This is a genomic window from Bradyrhizobium erythrophlei, assembly GCF_042430365.1.
GTDB classification, from domain to species: Bacteria; Pseudomonadota; Alphaproteobacteria; order Rhizobiales; family Xanthobacteraceae; genus Bradyrhizobium; species Bradyrhizobium erythrophlei.
The window spans coordinates 88,062-103,856 of the sequence record NZ_JBHMET010000232.1 but is presented as its reverse complement, the minus strand read 5'-3'; the positions used below and the strand labels follow the sequence as shown (position 1 = coordinate 103,856).

Annotated in this window: 12 protein-coding genes; 9 read left to right on the top strand and 3 right to left on the bottom strand. The window is 65.4% G+C overall.

The window, feature by feature from the left end; genetic code table 11:
- The first annotated feature begins 277 nt into the window (after nt 1-277).
- Both ACFFWD_RS35325 and ACFFWD_RS35320 read left to right on the top strand, forming a co-directional pair.
- Entirely contained in the window at nt 278-451 is a 174-nt protein-coding gene (locus tag ACFFWD_RS35325; RefSeq protein WP_376973471.1) for a hypothetical protein, read from the top strand.
- 8 nt (nt 452-459) lie between these two features.
- Nucleotides 460-1,131 (top strand): Fic family protein, encoded by a 672-nt coding sequence (locus ACFFWD_RS35320; RefSeq protein WP_376973469.1) that lies wholly within the window; start codon nt 460-462, stop codon nt 1,129-1,131.
- A gap of 183 nt (nt 1,132-1,314) precedes the next feature.
- On the opposite strand, the gene ACFFWD_RS35315 is transcribed toward ACFFWD_RS35320, so the two are convergent.
- Nucleotides 1,315-1,440 carry a hypothetical protein gene (locus tag ACFFWD_RS35315; protein WP_376973467.1) on the bottom strand — a complete coding sequence of 42 codons (126 nt, stop codon included), beginning with the start codon at nt 1,438-1,440 and terminating at the stop codon, nt 1,315-1,317.
- A 97-nt stretch (nt 1,441-1,537) separates the two neighbouring features.
- Here ACFFWD_RS35315 and ACFFWD_RS35310 point away from each other — a divergent pair, with 97 nt between their 5' ends.
- The 6 genes from ACFFWD_RS35310 (at nt 1,538) to ACFFWD_RS35285 (ending at nt 11,559) form a co-directional block, all read left to right on the top strand.
- Complete coding sequence (locus ACFFWD_RS35310; protein ID WP_376973465.1) at nt 1,538-1,858, top strand: helix-turn-helix domain-containing protein; 321 nt, start codon at nt 1,538-1,540, stop codon at nt 1,856-1,858.
- Nucleotides 1,859-2,100: 242 nt separating this feature from the next.
- Nucleotides 2,101-2,841 carry an outer membrane protein gene (locus ACFFWD_RS35305; protein WP_376973463.1) on the top strand — a complete coding sequence of 247 codons (741 nt, stop codon included), beginning with the start codon at nt 2,101-2,103 and terminating at the stop codon, nt 2,839-2,841.
- 279 nt (nt 2,842-3,120) lie between these two features.
- Nucleotides 3,121-5,265 carry a methyl-accepting chemotaxis protein gene (locus tag ACFFWD_RS35300; protein ID WP_376973461.1) on the top strand — a complete coding sequence of 715 codons (2,145 nt, stop codon included), beginning with the start codon at nt 3,121-3,123 and terminating at the stop codon, nt 5,263-5,265.
- A 186-nt stretch (nt 5,266-5,451) separates the two neighbouring features.
- Nucleotides 5,452-6,513 carry an MBL fold metallo-hydrolase gene (locus ACFFWD_RS35295; RefSeq protein ID WP_376973459.1) on the top strand — a complete coding sequence of 354 codons (1,062 nt, stop codon included), beginning with the start codon at nt 5,452-5,454 and terminating at the stop codon, nt 6,511-6,513.
- Nucleotides 6,514-6,704: 191 nt separating this feature from the next.
- Complete coding sequence (gene hemA, locus ACFFWD_RS35290; protein WP_376973457.1) at nt 6,705-7,934, top strand: 5-aminolevulinate synthase; 1,230 nt, start codon at nt 6,705-6,707, stop codon at nt 7,932-7,934.
- Nucleotides 7,935-8,049: 115 nt separating this feature from the next.
- Complete coding sequence (locus ACFFWD_RS35285; protein ID WP_376973455.1) at nt 8,050-11,559, top strand: PAS domain-containing hybrid sensor histidine kinase/response regulator; 3,510 nt, start codon at nt 8,050-8,052, stop codon at nt 11,557-11,559.
- A 16-nt stretch (nt 11,560-11,575) separates the two neighbouring features.
- Here the strand turns inward: ACFFWD_RS35285 and ACFFWD_RS35280 are convergent, their stop codons facing one another.
- Together ACFFWD_RS35280 and ACFFWD_RS35275 are read right to left on the bottom strand one after the other, a co-directional pair.
- Nucleotides 11,576-12,994, bottom strand: a complete 1,419-nt coding sequence (locus ACFFWD_RS35280) for an MFS transporter (protein ID WP_376973453.1) — start codon at nt 12,992-12,994, stop codon at nt 11,576-11,578.
- A gap of 99 nt (nt 12,995-13,093) precedes the next feature.
- The gene (locus tag ACFFWD_RS35275; RefSeq protein ID WP_376973451.1) at nt 13,094-13,768 is read right to left on the bottom strand and encodes a response regulator; all 675 of its coding nucleotides are present in this window, start codon (nt 13,766-13,768) and stop codon (nt 13,094-13,096) included.
- 339 nt (nt 13,769-14,107) lie between these two features.
- Here ACFFWD_RS35275 and ACFFWD_RS35270 point away from each other — a divergent pair, with 339 nt between their 5' ends.
- Nucleotides 14,108-15,733, top strand: a complete 1,626-nt coding sequence (locus ACFFWD_RS35270; RefSeq protein ID WP_376973485.1) for an MFS transporter — start codon at nt 14,108-14,110, stop codon at nt 15,731-15,733.
- Nucleotides 15,734-15,795 lie beyond the last annotated feature (62 nt).

Below are 15,795 nucleotides of genomic sequence, written 5' to 3'. Positions count from 1 at the left end.
GGGGGGGCGCGCGTCGCGAGCGGCTTCGCTCCAGCTACACCACCAGCTGGGACACGACCCGGCCGCCTGAGGCCGGCACCTCCGATTGTCTGTCCGAGCTCCCCCTCGCCGCCCGTTCAAGGGGTCGACTTCGCTTTCCGCCCGCGGTGGCTCGACACGATTGAACGAGTCACCTAAACGCCGCATCAGCGACTGTACGTCCTTTTACGTGCGATTAGGAACTTTACAGGAACGTAGGCCGTTCGCTATGATTGCTTCTGATGCGGGGAGTGGCTCGATGACTAATGATCTGAAGGAACTGATTGAGCGGGCTCGCCATATTGAGATGACGCCTGACCAACTGGGCGAACAGCGCCGGAGCTTCGCCTACGGCAACACTCATATCGAGAACGATCGGATCACCCGCGAGATGGTCGCCGCGCTCGACAAGAAGCTTCACTCGGGCGAGTAGGAGTAGTCGTGGCCGAGGACCGGCATAGCGTTGCCGAGACAGCGCCACTTCTCAACGATCCTGACGAAATCGCTCGGCGCGAGGCTGAGAACGGCATTCGTCAATTCGACCTCGCACTGGAGATGATCCGGTCTTTCGTCAAGGAACCAGAGCGCCCTTTTCGTTTGCGCTCGAGTTTGATTCTCAAGCTGCACCAGGCGGCTCTTGACGGTATCCATCCGTTGGCGGGAACGTGGCGGAATACCAATGTGACAATTCAGGGCAGCAAGCATCAGCCTCCGGAAGCGCCGTTCGTATCCGAGGAAATTGAGCATCTATGCGACTACGTCAACGACAATTGGTCGAAAACTGCAGTCCATCTAGTGCTGTGGCGGCTCAATTGGATCCATCCGTTTGCTGATGGCAACGGGCGTACTGCCCGAGCCGTGTCGTATGTTGTGATGAGCGCCAAGCTGGACAGCCTGCTGCCGGGTGCTCCAACAATTCCCGAGCAGATCGCTGGAAATAAAAAGCCCTACTACGACGCGCTCGAAGCTGCCGATCTCCGCCTCACCGAGGGCGCAATCGACGTGAGCGCACTAGAAGACATGCTGGACCGGATGCTAGCGACCCAGCTGTTGAGCGCCGCGAAGGAAGCGAAGGGTGAGGTGAAGAGCCCCACAAGCCGAAACTACCACTGATCCCTGAACTGCAACGACGAGACAACTGCACCCGCGGCTGATGCACAGGGCAACTTGGCGAGGCCGAAAAACTCAACGATTTCAGCGAAAACGTAGGCTCTCGACAGTTCAATCCTGCCCGGCCGCAAACATCGCACCGGCCAGATCGCGCGGCGCTCGTCGGAGCTGCTAACGGCTGCCGGATCAACGCGCGATCAGCACCCCCGCCGCGCCGATCATCACCACGACGTAGAACGCGAACACACTGCCGACCCATTTCCATTCGATCTGTCCATCCTCGGGACTGAGGCTTTCAATGATGTCGCGCATGACGATCTCCTTCCGGAACGGTTGCGCGCCGTATAGCCCGGACCCGAACTGCGTCGCGTGACGCAGTTCACACTTCTCATCCCGGAGCAGAACCAGAGTGACCGGCCCAGAGCTCAAGAAACTGCGCGAAGATCTCGGCGAGGCGATCGGCCGGCCGCTCACTGCCGTCGACATGGCAAAGCTGTGCGGGCTGCCGGCGGCCGGCGGGGCCGACACGATCCGCCGGTGGGAGGTCAGCGGCCCGAGCGGACAGGCCGCCGACCTCTTGCGCATTCTGGCGATGGCGAGCGAGCGCTACCCGATCCTCGAGAAGTTCAACGTGTTCGATCGCTATGACGTCGCCGAGAAGGACCGCCCGGCGCGCAAGCAGGCGTTCCGCGCGCAGATCCGCGACGACGTGCTCCGCCGGCTGGATTAGCTGTCTTGCATCGTGCACGCCGAGGATTTGCGGAAGCGGTAACCGCGTCGGGTTCTTAAGCCTTCCTCAACCTCTCGTTAGGCCTTCGTTAGGCACAAGAAAACGTTTATCGGCCAACAGCTTGGTTTGATACCGCCGTCGCCTCCAACTGACCGCATTTTATTCAATAGCTGTCTAAGTGCATCACGGACGGCACCCGATGCGGGTGCCGTCCCAATCGAATTGCCGGAGACAGTCCCGAAATGAAGAAGTACCTGCTCGCAACCGCAGCCGTCGCAGCCGCCCTTGGTGGCCTGGGCGCGTCCGCAGAGGCCGCCGACCTCGGCGCCCGCCGCCCCTACTACAACAATCCGCCGCCGGCCTATGCCGCGCCGCTCTATAACTGGACCGGCTTCTATATCGGCGGCCATCTCGGCGGCGCGTTCGCCAGCAACAGCAACGCTTTCAACGGCCTCGCGTTGACCAACACCGACGGCCGCTTCCTTGGCGGCGTGCAGGCGGGCGCCGACTGGCAGATCGCCCCGACCTGGGTGGTCGGTGTCGAAGGCCAGTATTCCTGGCTCAGCGGCCACCAGCTCAACGCGGTGTTCCCCGGCGGCATCGTCTACAACAACAACCAGCGCGGCATCGGATCGATCACCGGCCGCGTCGGCTACACCTGGGGACCGGGCCTGATCTATGTGAAGGGCGGCTACGCCTATTCCGACAACCGCGAGACGGTGACCTTCGGCGGCGTGCCGGTGGCCTTCGCGCTCAGCGACAACCACACCAACGGCTACACCGTCGGCGCCGGCATCGAATACATGTTCGCGCCGAACTGGTCGGCCAAGGCCGAGTATCAGTACTACAATTTCGGCGACAGCCGCTTCACTGCCCCGGCCGCGCTGGTTCCGTTCGGCACCTTCAGCAATGACGAACACACGGTGAAGGCCGGCATCAACTATCGCTTCAACTTCGGCGGCCCGGTGGTCGCGCGCTACTGAGACAATCCTAGATTCTTGTCTTGACGCGTTTTCTTCACGCGAACCGGCATCCACTTCGCTTGAAAACGCTATGATACAACCAGGCGTGGAAAAGGCTGGCATCCGCCGGCCTTTTTGCGTTCGATCGCGTGCATCGATCGCCGTGAGCAAGAATACGCCAGTGTGCCGACCACGCCCAAAATTCGCGCAGATCGCCGCAATTTTCCCGATTTTGTTAACCGCCTCCCCCGATACTGCCGCGCGAGGATCATCCAAGGTAGCACTTTCGGGGCAGGGGCAATGGCGTTTCGGTTCAAGCTCGGCAAACTCAATCTCACGCGTATCCACCTTCCGCAGATGGGCGTCAGGGGCAGCCTGTTCGCGGCGTTCGCCGTGATCGCGGGCATGGCGCTCGTGATCAGCGCGGGCGCCGGCATGGTGCTGCGCCAGCTCGGCGGCACCATGACCGATCTGAGCGGCCGCGACATCCCGCGCCTTGCCGCAAGCCTGCAGCTCGCCGCGCAGAGTGCCTCACTCGCCGCGCAGGGACCCGGCCTGTTGGCCGCTCCCAGCGAAGACGCGCTGAATGAACGCACCAAGAAGGTGAAGGAGGTCCAGCAGCTCACCTCGGCCAAGCTCGGCGAGATCATTGAGCTCGGCGCCGATAAGTCCGTAGTCAGCGCGCTCCAGGAGAACGTCAAGAACACCGACGAGGCGACCAAGAGCCTGATCTCGGCGGCGCGCGAGCGGCTGGAGGTCGCAGCCCTCCATGACAAGCAATACGTCGCGCTGCGCAAGGCGCAGGCGGCCTTCGTGTCCGCGGCGGGCCCGGCGATGCTGGATGCGCAGACGCGGCTGAACGCGATCCTCGGCTCGGCCGAGGTCGACGCTGACGCCGCAGGCGAAGCGGCCCGCAGCGTCGGCCAGATCGGCAACGTTCTCTCCGTCGGCAATTTGATGGCCGCCGACTTGACCGCGGCGCTGTCGGCGAATGCCAGCGACACGCTCGATGCGATCGAAAAGGATTTCAAGGCGGGCCGCGAGCGCATCAAGTCCAATCTCGAAGACCTGCCCAACAATCCCTCGCTCGTCGCAGTGCGCGACACCGCGCAGAAGCTGCTCGCGCTCGGCGAGGGCAAGAGCGGCGTGTTCAAGGTCCGCGAGAAGGAGCTCGACTCGATCGACTACGGCCAGACCATCCTCGACGAGACGCGCAAGCTCAATGTCGGCCTCGGCATCAGCGTGCAGCAGCTCGTCGACGGCGTGCAGAAGGAGACCGACGCCTCGACCTTCCAGGCGCGGCAGCAGATCTCGTTTGCGACCACGGTCATGATCGGGCTCGGCGCACTGACCCTGGTCGGCTCGTTCCTGTTCGTCTGGCTCTATGTCGGCCGCAACATCCTGCGCCGCATCCGCGGCCTGCAACGCTCGATGCAGCTGTTGTCCGACGGCGACCTCGAGACCGAGATCCCGCACAGCCGGCAGCGCGACGAGATCGCCACGATGGCCGACTCGCTGCAGGTGTTCCGCGAGAGCATGATCGAGGGCCGCGAGCTCTCGGCAAGCCAGAACCAGGACCGCATCGCCAAGGCCGAGCGCGCCTCACGCATGGAGGCCCAGATCGTCGATTTCGAATCCACCGTCCGCACCGCGCTCGGCAGCCTGCAGACCGCGGCGAACTCGATGCAGACCACCGCGCAGAGCATGTCGGCGACTGCCGACCAGTCCAGCGCGCTGGTCAACGCGGTGGCCTCGGCCGCCGAGGAGACTTCGGTCAACGTGCAGACGGTATCGTCCGGCACCGAAGAGCTGTCGTCGTCGATCTCGGAGATCGGCCGTCAGGTCGTCACCTCGGCGGAGATCGCCCGCAAGGCGGTGGAAGAGGCCAGCGCCACCGACGCCACGATGCAGGGGCTTGCCGACAACGCCGCGCGCATCAGCGTCGTGGTCGACCTGATCCAGACCATCGCCTCGCAGACCAACCTGCTCGCGCTCAACGCCACCATCGAGGCGGCGCGCGCCGGCGAGGCCGGCCGCGGCTTTGCGGTGGTCGCCTCCGAGGTGAAGAACCTCGCCAGCCAGACCGCCAAGGCGACCGAGGAGATCCGCCAGCAGATCGTCAGCATGCAGGACGTGACGACCACGGCGGTCTCCGCGATCCGCAACATCTCGAACACGATCGGCGAGATCAACGACGTCACCACCGCGATCGCGGCTGCGGTCGAGGAGCAGGGGGCGGCGACGCGCGAGATCGCCCGCAACATCCAGCACGCCGCCGGCGGCACCAGCGAGGTGTCGAGCAACATCGTCGGCGTCAGCAACGCCTCCTCGGAAGCCGGCGCCGCCGCCGGCGAGGTGCTGAACGCCTCCGACGCGCTGCGCCGGGAGGCCGACGTGCTGCGCTCGGAGATCGACGCCTTCCTGTCGAATATCCGGGCGGCGTGAGCTGGAAGACCGTAGCCCGGATGGAGCGTAGTGAAATCCGGGACCGTTCTTCGTGGATCGACTTATCCCGGATTGCGCTGCGCTCCATCCGGGCTACGGAATTTCGGTTCCTGCCACTCCCATTCTCCGGACTGGCAGCCGATTTTTCGGCTGGCGCGGGGGGCCGTGTGCCGCTAAGCCGATAGCATGCATTCAAAGACCGACAGCATCCACTCCTCCGCGGAGGCACTGCGATACCCCTGGGAAAACCATCCCGGCCACGACCAGGTCGTGGAGGTGACGCCCGGCGTATTGTGGGTACGGCTGAAGCTGCCGTTCCGCCTCAACCACGTGAACATCTACCTGCTCGCCGACGGTGACGGCTGGGCCATGGTCGACTCCGGCTTCGGCAACGAGGAATCGATCGCAGCCTGGACCACGCTGTTCGAAGGGCCGCTCAAGCATGTGAAGGTCACGCGCCTGATCGTGACCCATTCGCACCCCGACCATGTCGGACTTGCGGGCTGGATCACCGAACGCTTCAACTGCCCGCTGTTGATGTCGCAGGTGGAATATCTGCAGTCGGTTTACCACCAGAATCGCGGCACCGAGGAGCGGCGCAACGCGCAGCGGCTGTTCTTCCGCCGTCATGGCATGGACGAGGACCTGACGGAAAAGCTGCTTGGCCGCGGCCAGGACTATCTGAAGCGGGTGTCGGTGCTGCCGCCGTCGTACCACCGCCTCACCCATGGCGACGAGGTCGTGATCGGCGCGCGGCGCTTCAAGGTGATCACCGGCGGCGGCCACGCCCTCGACCAGGTGATGCTGTACTGCGCCGCCGACAAGCTGTTCCTGTCGGCCGACCAGGTCCTGAGCAAGATCTCGCCCAATGTCAGCGTCTGGGCGGTCGAGCCCGAGCAGAACTCGCTCGGCGAGTATCTCGCGTCGCTGGCGAGCCTCACCACCACCCTGCCCTATGACGTGATGGTGCTGCCCGGCCACGGCGTGCCGTTCTACGGGCTGAAGACCCGGATCAAGCAGCTCGCTGACCACCACGAGGAGCGCTGCCGGCTGATCGCCGACGCCTGCCGCGAGGTGCCCCAGACCTCGAAAGAACTGGTGCCGGTGGTCTTCCACAAGCACGCGCTCGACCCCCACCAGATGGGCTTTGCCGCCGGCGAATTGATCGCCCACGTCAACTACATGCTGGTCGAGGGCCGGCTGAAGGCCGAGACCGCCGACGGGGTGCTGCGCTTCAGGACGACCTGAGCGCCCCGGAGGCGGCCGGCGCTCCGCGGCTCCCGCCGATTTGATCGGAATCAACCCGGGATTGGCCCGGCTAGGGCAATTTGCCCACCTCTGGCGCATGCCCAAATGTGGGCCAGCGCATGGACATTGGAGCTGGAAAAGCTCTAAGAAGAGGCAGCTCTTCCGGTCAGGTTCCGCCTTCAGGATTGCCGATGGATTACAGCCAGTTCTTCCAAACCGCCCTCAATCGCCTGCATGACGAGCGGCGCTACCGGGTTTTCGCCGACCTCGAGCGGATCGCGGGCCGTTTCCCGCATGCGACCTGGCACTCGCCGAAGGGCCTGCGCAACGTCGTGATCTGGTGCTCGAACGACTATCTCGGCATGGGCCAGCACCCCAAGGTGGTCGGCGCCATGGTCGAGACGGCGACCCGGGTCGGTACCGGCGCCGGCGGCACCCGCAACATCGCGGGCACTCATCATCCGCTGGTGCAGCTCGAGGCCGAACTCGCCGACCTCCACGGCAAGGAGGCCTCGCTGCTGTTCACCTCGGGCTATGTGTCCAACCAGACCGGCATCTCGACGCTCGCGAAGCTGATCCCGAACTGCCTGATCCTGTCGGACGCGCTGAACCACAATTCGATGATCGAGGGCGTGCGGCAGGCCGGCTGCGAGCGCCAGATCTTCCGCCACAACGACGTCGCGCATCTCGAGGAGCTCTTGATCGCCGCAGGCCCGGACCGGCCGAAGCTGATCGCCTGCGAGAGCCTGTACTCGATGGACGGTGACGTCGCGCCGCTCGCCAAGATCTGCGATCTCGCCGAGAAATACGGTGCCATGACCTATGTCGACGAGGTCCATGCGGTCGGCATGTACGGCCCGCGCGGCGGCGGCATCGCCGAGCGCGACGGCGTCATGCATCGCATCGACGTCCTCGAGGGTACGCTCGCCAAGGCGTTCGGCTGCCTCGGCGGCTATATCGCTGCCAAGTCCGAGATCATCGATGCCGTGCGCTCCTACGCGCCGGGCTTCATCTTCACCACGGCGCTGCCGCCGGCGATCTGCTCGGCCGCGACGGCTGCGATCCGCCACCTCAAGACCTCGAGCTGGGAGCGCGAGCGCCACCAGGACCGCGCCGCCCGCACCAAGGCGATCCTGATCGCCGCCGGCCTGCCCGTGATGTCGAGCGACACCCATATCGTGCCGCTGTTCGTCGGCGACCCCGAGAAGTGCAAGCGCGCCTCCGACATGCTGCTCGAGGACCACGGCATCTACATCCAGCCGATCAACTACCCGACGGTCGCCAAGGGCTCCGAGAGGCTGCGCATCACGCCCTCGCCCTATCACGACGACGGCCTGATCGACGCTCTCGCCGAAGCCCTGCTGCAGGTCTGGGAGCGGCTCGATCTGCCGCTGAACAAGAAGTCGCTGGCGGCCGAGTAACCCTTTTCCCTTCCAGTCCCTGAAATTGGGCCGGTCGCGCGGTGCGCGGCCGGCCCAATGCGTTTATATATACCTCCTATCGGCCCCTCGCGGGCCGGGAAGGAGACACGCAGCAATGCTGCACGACTGGGGCGTCATCGCCGCGGCGTTCGCCTATATCGGGTTCCTGTTCTTCGTTGCCAGCCGCGGCGACCGGATGCCGCCGGGCGAGCGCGGCCGCGCCAGCCACTGGATCTACCCGCTGTCGCTGGCGATCTACTGCACGTCCTGGACCTTCTTCGGCTCCGTCGGCTTCGCCACCCGCACCAGCATCGACTTCCTGGCGATCTATGTCGGCCCGATCGTGATGATCGGGCTGTGCACGCCGCTGCTGCGCCGGGTGATCGGCCTCGCCAAATCCCAGAACATCACCTCGATCGCCGACTTCATCGCCGCGCGCTACGGCAAGAGCCAGGCGGTGGCGGCGACGGTGGCCGGCATCGCGATCATCGGCTCGGTGCCCTATATCGCGCTGCAGCTCAAGGCGGTGGCGGCGTCGCTGGAGACCATCCTGAGCGAGGATCAGGCGCTCTCCAAGATTCCGATCATCGGCGACATCGCGCTGATCGTGACGCTGGCGATGGCGGTGTTTGCGGTGCTGTTCGGCACCCGCCACACCGACGCGACCGAGCACCAGCACGGCCTGATCCTGGCGATCGCGACCGAATCCATCGTCAAGCTGGTGAGCTTCATTGCCGTCGGCGCCTTCGTCACGTTCTGGATGTTCTCGCCCGCCGACCTGTACGAGCGCGCGCTGAAGACGCCGGAGGCGGTGCGCGCGATCGAATATGTGCCGTCGATCGGCAATTTCCTGATCATGACGCTGTTGTCGTTCTGCGCGATCATGCTGCTGCCGCGCCAATTCCATGTCAGCGTGGTGGAGAATTCGACCAGCGCGGAGGTCAGCCGGGCGCGCTGGCTGTTCCCGCTGTATCTCGTCGCCATCAACCTGTTCGTGATCCCGATCGCGATCGCAGGCCTCGTCATCTTTCCGTTCGGCGCCGTCGACAGCGACATGTATGTGCTGGCGCTGCCGATCGAAGGCAATTCGCAGCTGCTCAGCGTCGCCGTGTTCATCGGCGGCCTGTCGGCCGCGACTGCGATGGTGATCGTCGAATGCGTCGCGCTGTCGATCATGGTCTCCAACGACATCGTGCTCCCGCTGGTGCTGCCGCGCAGCAGCGAGGCCCGCCTCAGTGAGAAGGATTTCGGCGATTTCCTGCTGAAGGTGCGCCGCTTCTCGATCTTCGCCATCATGGTGATGGCGTATTTCTACTATCGCGCGCTCGGCAACACCCAGCTCGTCGCGATCGGCCTGTTGTCCTTTGCCGCGATCGCGCAGCTTGCGCCCGCGTTCTTCGGCGGCCTGTTCTGGCGCCGCGCCACCGCGCACGGCGCCATGGCCGGCATGCTGGTCGGCTTCGCGGTCTGGCTCTACACGCTGTTCGTGCCGAGCTTCCTCGAAACCTCGACTACCGGCCTGATGCTGCTGCGGCACGGCCCGCTCGGCCTCGAGCTGCTGCGGCCGCAGGCGCTGTTCGGCGCCGATCTGCCGCCGTTGCTGCACGGCGTGCTGTGGAGCCTGTCGCTCAATATCCTGACCTATGTCGTGTTCTCGTTGGCGCGCGCGCCGTCATCGATCGAGCTGCTGCAGGCCGATCTGTTCGTGCCCAACACGCTGACCCCGATCGCGCCGACCTTCCGGCGCTGGCGCACCACGGTGACGGTGCAGGACATCGAGAGCACGGTGGCGCAGTATCTCGGCCCCGACCGCGCCCGCGAGGCATTCGCGGCCTTCGCAGCCGACCACAACAGCGCGCTCGATCCGTCGTCGCCCGCGGATTTCGAGCTGCTGCAGCATGCCGAGCGGCTGATCGCCTCCTCGATCGGCGCCGCTTCCTCGCGCATCGTGATGTCGCTCCTGTTGCGCCGGCGCACGGTGTCGGCCAAGGCCGCGCTGAAGCTGCTCGACGATTCCCACGCCGCGCTGCACTTCAACCGCGAGATCCTGCAGACCGCCCTCAACCACGTGCGCCAGGGCATCGCCGTGTTCGATGCGGACCTGCAGCTGATCTGCTCCAACCGCCAGTTCAGCGAGCTGCTGGCGCTGCCGCCGCATCTGGTGCAACTCGGCATCCCGCTGCCCGAGATCCTCGAATTCATGGGCGCGGTGGGCCCGCTCGGCCCCGAGACCACCGACAGCCTGCTGGACAAGCGCCTGGTGGCCTACACCACCGCGGGCGAACCCTATCTCGAGCGCTTCCCCGATCGCCACATGGTGATCGAGGTGCGCTCCAACCGCATGCCGGGCGGCGGGCTCGTGATCACCTTCTCCGACGTCACGCCGAGCTTCGAGGCTGCCGAAGCACTGGAGCGCGCCAACGCGACGCTGGAAAAGCGCGTGCGCGACCGCACCGAGGAACTGACGCGACTGAACTCCGAGCTCGCGCACGCCAAGAGCACGGCGGAAGACGCGAACGCCTCCAAGACCCGCTTCCTTGCCGCAGCGAGCCACGACATCCTGCAGCCGCTCAACGCCGCGCGGCTCTATGTGACAAGCCTGGTCGAGCGCCAGAACGGCGGCGAGGATTCGCGCCTGGTCGAGAATATCGACGACTCGCTGGAGGCGATCGAGGACATCCTGGGCGCGCTGCTCGACATCTCTCGGCTCGATGCCGGCGCCATGACGCCGTCGATCACGAGCTTCCGGATGGGGGACCTGATGCGCTCGCTGGAGATCGAGTTCGCGCCGATCGCCCGCGACAAGGGCCTCGATCTGCGCTTCGTGCCCTGCTCGCTGCCGGTCGAATCCGACCGCTCGCTGCTGCGCCGGCTGTTGCAGAACTTCGTCTCCAACGCGATCAAATACACCCCGCGGGGCCGCGTGCTGGTCGGCTGTCGCCGCCGCGGCCAAAGCCTGCAGATCGGCATCTACGACACCGGCGTCGGCATCCCCGTGCAGAAGCGGGGCGAGATCTTCAAGGAGTTCCATCGCCTCGAGCAGGGCGCCCGGATCGCCCGCGGCCTTGGCCTTGGCCTGTCGATCGTCGAACGGCTGGCACGCGTGCTCAACCACCGCATCGCGATCGACGCCAACACCGGCGGCGGTTCGGTCTTCTCGGTGACCGTGCCGGTCGCAACCGCAATCAACCACACCGCCGCCGTCACCAGCGCGACGCCGCTGTCGAAGACGCCGATGAGCGGCGCGCTGATCGTCTGCATCGAGAACGACCCCGCCATCCTCGACGGCATGAAGACGCTTCTGACCGCCTGGGATGCCGAGGTGATCGCGGTGGCCGATCCCGAGGCGGCCATCGCCGCGATCGAGGCAGCCGGCGGCGACGTCACCGGGCTTCTGGTCGACTACCATCTCGACCGCGGCAACGGCGTCGCCGCAATCCGCGAGATCCGCCGCCGCTTCGGCGAGAATATCCCGGCGATCCTGATCACCGCCGACCGCAGCCCACCGGTCCGCGCCGCGGCGCGCGAGGAGAACATCGCGGTGCTGAACAAGCCGGTCAAACCGGCCTCGCTGCGCGCTTTGCTCGGACAGTGGCGCACCCAGCAGATGGTGGCGGCGGAGTAGCAACCGAGCGCTGAATTCAGGACTTGCGCAAGCCGTAGAGGCGCAACGCGGCCGCAAAGGCGAGGATCGCCGGTATCACGAAGCTCGCCGGCACAAAGAAGGCGGCCCGCGCCATCGTCGCATCGGCAACCGCGGCCGATAATCCGCAGGCATTTGCGACCAGCCCCGCGATCGCGGCGCCGAATGCAAAACCCATCTGCTGCACGGTGGGGACCGACGATGCCGCGACCACTTCGTCGCCCGCCTTGGCGCCATCCATGATGCGGTGGGCGACGAACGGCCAGCATTGACCAATGCCCGCACCGAGCAAGGCAATCGGCGGAACCAGCAGCAATGCCGATGCCGCGGCCTGCGGCACCAGAAGCCCGAGCCCAAGCAGGCTCACGCCCATGATCGCCGACCCGGTCAGCATCAATCGATCCCGCCAGGGGGCCGACACCCCGGCGGTCGCAAGCGAGGCGGCGCTCCAGGCCAGCGAGGCGCTGGCCACCGCAAAGCCGGCCGAGAGCGGATCGAACCCGTGCAGCTGCTGCAGGAACATCGGCACATAGATCTGCAGCGGGCTGAAGGTGATGCAGAGCAGCAGCGCCAGCCACAGCCCGACGCCCGTTTGCGTGCGCCAGGAGAACGCGTCGCTCGGCAATAGCCGGGTCGACGACGAACGGTCGAGCCGCAGCATCAGAGCGAATGCGACGATCGCCGCCGCGATCACCGCGAGCTTCGCAGCCGGCGAGGCGACGACGGACGCGGCGGACGTCGCGGCGATGGCGAGGCAGACCAGGGCGACACGACCGGCGGGGACACGCGCGGACGCGGTGCGACGTTCCGCCGCGACCGGCGGCAGGATGAAGAAGGCGCTGACCGCCAACACCATTGCGGTCGCGGCGGTCGCAACAAAGGCACTGCGCCAGTTGCCGAAATGGGCGAACATCCCGCCGACGAGCGGGCCGATCAACACCGACATGCTCCAGCTCGTCGACATCAACGCGATGGTCCGCGACCAGACCATCTCTGGAAACGTTCCGCGCACCAGGACGTAAGCCACGGCGGCCTCCAGCCCGCCGCCGAACCCTTGAATCAGCCTGCCGGCAACGATCCAACCCATCGCCGGGGCGAGCGAACACAGCAGGGAGCCGAGGCCGAATATCGTCACTCCCGCGCAATAGACGGCGCGCGCGCCAAGCGCCGTGGCGAGCACGCCAGCGCAGCTTGCAGCGACGATCGAGGAGGCAAGATAGGCGGTGGTCGGCCAGCTCAGCATCGTGACGCCGCCGAGTTCGCCGACGATCGACGGCAACACGGTCGTCAGCATCAGCACGTTCATGGACTGCAGCAGCACGCCGCCGAGCAGGACCGCGAGCGTCGGGATCCATTCCCGTCTGAGGAGCGATCGCCATCCCTCCCGGATCTGGTCCTGCTCCATTGCGGGGCTCACGTTGTCTTCAAGCGAGGTGGATTGCGGCTCGCGCCGGAACTGCGGGTCGAAACAAAAGCTGGCGCCCCCGGTGCCGATTCGATCGGAACCACTGCGGCGCTAGGTGGTCGGCGTGCCCTGACGCCACTGGCCGCCGGCGATCTTGGCGGCGGCAATCACGGCCTGGGTGCGGCTTTCGACGCCGAGCTTTTGCAGGATCGCCGAGACATGAGCCTTGATAGTCGCCTCGGAAACACCGAGCTCGTAGGCGATCTGCTTGTTGAGCAACCCCTCCGACAGCATCATCAGCACCCGCACCTGCTGCGGGGTCAGCGTCACCAGGCGATCGCGCAGCCGCGTCATGTCGGGATCGCCGCCGGCCGACAGGTCAGTGTCCGGCGGAACCCAGACGTCGCCTTCCATGACCTTCATGATGGCGTCGCGCAGCGTGTCGACGCCGAAACGTTTGGGAATGAAGCCCGAGGCGCCGAAATCGAGCGAGCGGCGGATCGTGCCGGCATCGTCGGTGGCGGAGACGATCACCACTGGGATCGCCGGATATTGCGCCCGCAGATAGATCAGGCCCGAGAAGCCGCTGATCCCCGGCATCGACAGGTCAAGCAGGATCAGGTCGACTTCGGAGTCCCGTTCCAGGAGCGTGGTGAGATCCTCGAACGATCCGGCCTCGCTGATCGTGGCCGAGTTCACGACGGTCGCAACGGCCTGGCGCAACGCATCGCGGAACAGCGGATGATCGTCGGCGATGACAAGATGAGTATTGGTTACGGCAGTCATCTCAGTCTCACGCGCGGGTCACGGCGAACCCACAAGGCCCTGTTCTCTCCCGAGCAGCAATACCGTGCAAGCGCTCGATAATACCACATGCCAATGCAGTTAACTCAGCGGCTTGTGCGCCGCAATAGATGCAGCCGGTGCCGTCATGTTCCCCCGGGGGATCAGGACGTGCAAAAGCCGAAAGTCTTATATGGGCGCGTTTCACGGCGATGTTACCTTCCTGCCAAGTCCAGAGCTTAACCAAGCCGAACTCGGCAGGTGGGCCAGTTCGGCAGCAATAAATTTGGGGGAACGATCCAGATGTCCACAGTGACTGCAACTTCGGCACGACCGGCCGGCATGACGAAGGACGAACGCTTCGTCATCCTCGCCTCGTCGCTCGGCACCGTCTTCGAGTGGTACGACTTCTATCTCTACGGATCGCTCGCCGGCATCATCGGCGCGCAGTTCTTCTCGGCCTATCCGCCGGCAACGCGCGATATCTTCGCCCTTTTGGCCTTCGCCGCGGGCTTCCTGGTCCGCCCGTTCGGCGCCATCGTGTTCGGGCGCGTCGGCGATATCGTCGGCCGTAAGTACACCTTCCTCGTCACCATCCTGATCATGGGCCTGTCGACCTTCATCGTCGGCCTGTTGCCCAACGCCGCGACCATCGGCATCGCGGCGCCGGTCATCCTGATCTCGCTGCGCCTGCTGCAGGGCCTCGCGCTCGGCGGCGAATATGGCGGTGCGGCGACCTACGTCGCCGAGCATGCTCCGCAGGGCAAGCGCGGCTACTACACCTCGTTCATCCAGACCACGGCGACGCTCGGCCTGTTCCTGTCGCTGCTGGTGATCCTGTTCACCCGAACCATCACCGGCGAGAAGGATTTCGCCGAGTGGGCCTGGCGCATTCCGTTCCTGGTCTCGGTGCTGCTGCTCGGCATCTCGGTCTGGATCCGGCTGCGGCTGAATGAATCGCCGGTGTTCCAGCGCATGAAGGAAGAGGGCAAGAGCTCGAAGGCGCCGCTGACCGAGGCCTTCGCCAACTGGTCAAACGCCAAGATCGTGCTGCTCGCGCTGCTCGGCGGCACCATGGGCCAAGGCGTGGTCTGGTACACCGGCCAGTTCTACGCGCTGTTCTTCCTGCAATCGATCCTCAAGGTCGACGGCTACACCGCGAACCTCCTGATCGCCTGGTCGCTCGTGTTCGGCACCGGCTTTTTCGTGGTGTTTGGCGCGCTGTCCGACAGGATCGGCCGCAAGCCGATCATCCTGGCGGGCTGCGCGATCGCGGCGCTGACCTTCTTCCCGATCTTCAAGATGATCACCACCAACGCCAATCCGGCGCTGGAGAAGGCGATCGAAGCGACCAAGGTCGAGGTGGTTGCCGATCGCGCAGGCTGCGGCGACCTGTTCAACCCGGTCGGCACCCGCGTCTTCACCGCGCCCTGCGACACCGCCCGCGCCTTCCTGGCCCAGTCGTCGGTCAAGTACTCGACGACCTACGGCCCGGCCGGCTCCGGCGTGAAGGTGATGGTCAACGGCAAGGAGGTCCCTTACGCCAACGCCAAGGACGGCAACCCGGCGATCACCGCCGCGGTGACCGCCGCCGGCTATCCGAAGACCGGCGACGCCGGCATCGTGAAGATGTCGAACCCGTTCGATATCTTCCGGCCGCAGGTCGCCGCCGTCATCGGCCTGCTGTTCATCCTGGTGATCTTCGTCACCATGGTCTACGGCCCGATCGCCGCGATGCTGGTCGAGTTGTTCCCGACCAAGATCCGCTACACCTCGATGTCGCTGCCCTATCACATCGGCAACGGCTGGTTTGGCGGCCTGTTGCCCGCGACCGCGTTCGCGATCGTGGCCTCGACCGGCGACATCTACGCCGGCCTCTGGTACCCGATCATCTTCGCGGCAATCACTGCGGTGGTCGGCGCGCTCTTCCTGCCGGAGACCAAGGACGTCGACATCAGCAAGACCTGATCGGCTGACACAGGCCTTTCGACGAACCGGCCGCGGAGCGATCCGCGGCCGGTTTCATTTTT

What these genes read in the sequence shown, in the direction of transcription:
- ACFFWD_RS35325 (WP_376973471.1), top strand. Translation starts at nt 278, where the DNA reads ATGACTAATGATCTGAAGGAACTGATTGAGCGGGCTCGCCATATTGAG.
- ACFFWD_RS35315 (WP_376973467.1), bottom strand. Translation starts at nt 1,440, where the DNA reads ATGCGCGACATCATTGAAAGCCTCAGTCCCGAGGATGGACAGATCGAA.
- ACFFWD_RS35305 (WP_376973463.1), top strand. Translation starts at nt 2,101, where the DNA reads ATGAAGAAGTACCTGCTCGCAACCGCAGCCGTCGCAGCCGCCCTTGGT.
- ACFFWD_RS35300 (WP_376973461.1), top strand. Translation starts at nt 3,121, where the DNA reads ATGGCGTTTCGGTTCAAGCTCGGCAAACTCAATCTCACGCGTATCCAC.
- ACFFWD_RS35295 (WP_376973459.1), top strand. Translation starts at nt 5,452, where the DNA reads ATGCATTCAAAGACCGACAGCATCCACTCCTCCGCGGAGGCACTGCGA.
- hemA (WP_376973457.1), top strand. Translation starts at nt 6,705, where the DNA reads ATGGATTACAGCCAGTTCTTCCAAACCGCCCTCAATCGCCTGCATGAC.
- ACFFWD_RS35285 (WP_376973455.1), top strand. Translation starts at nt 8,050, where the DNA reads ATGCTGCACGACTGGGGCGTCATCGCCGCGGCGTTCGCCTATATCGGG.
- ACFFWD_RS35275 (WP_376973451.1), bottom strand. Translation starts at nt 13,768, where the DNA reads ATGACTGCCGTAACCAATACTCATCTTGTCATCGCCGACGATCATCCG.
- ACFFWD_RS35270 (WP_376973485.1), top strand. Translation starts at nt 14,108, where the DNA reads ATGACGAAGGACGAACGCTTCGTCATCCTCGCCTCGTCGCTCGGCACC.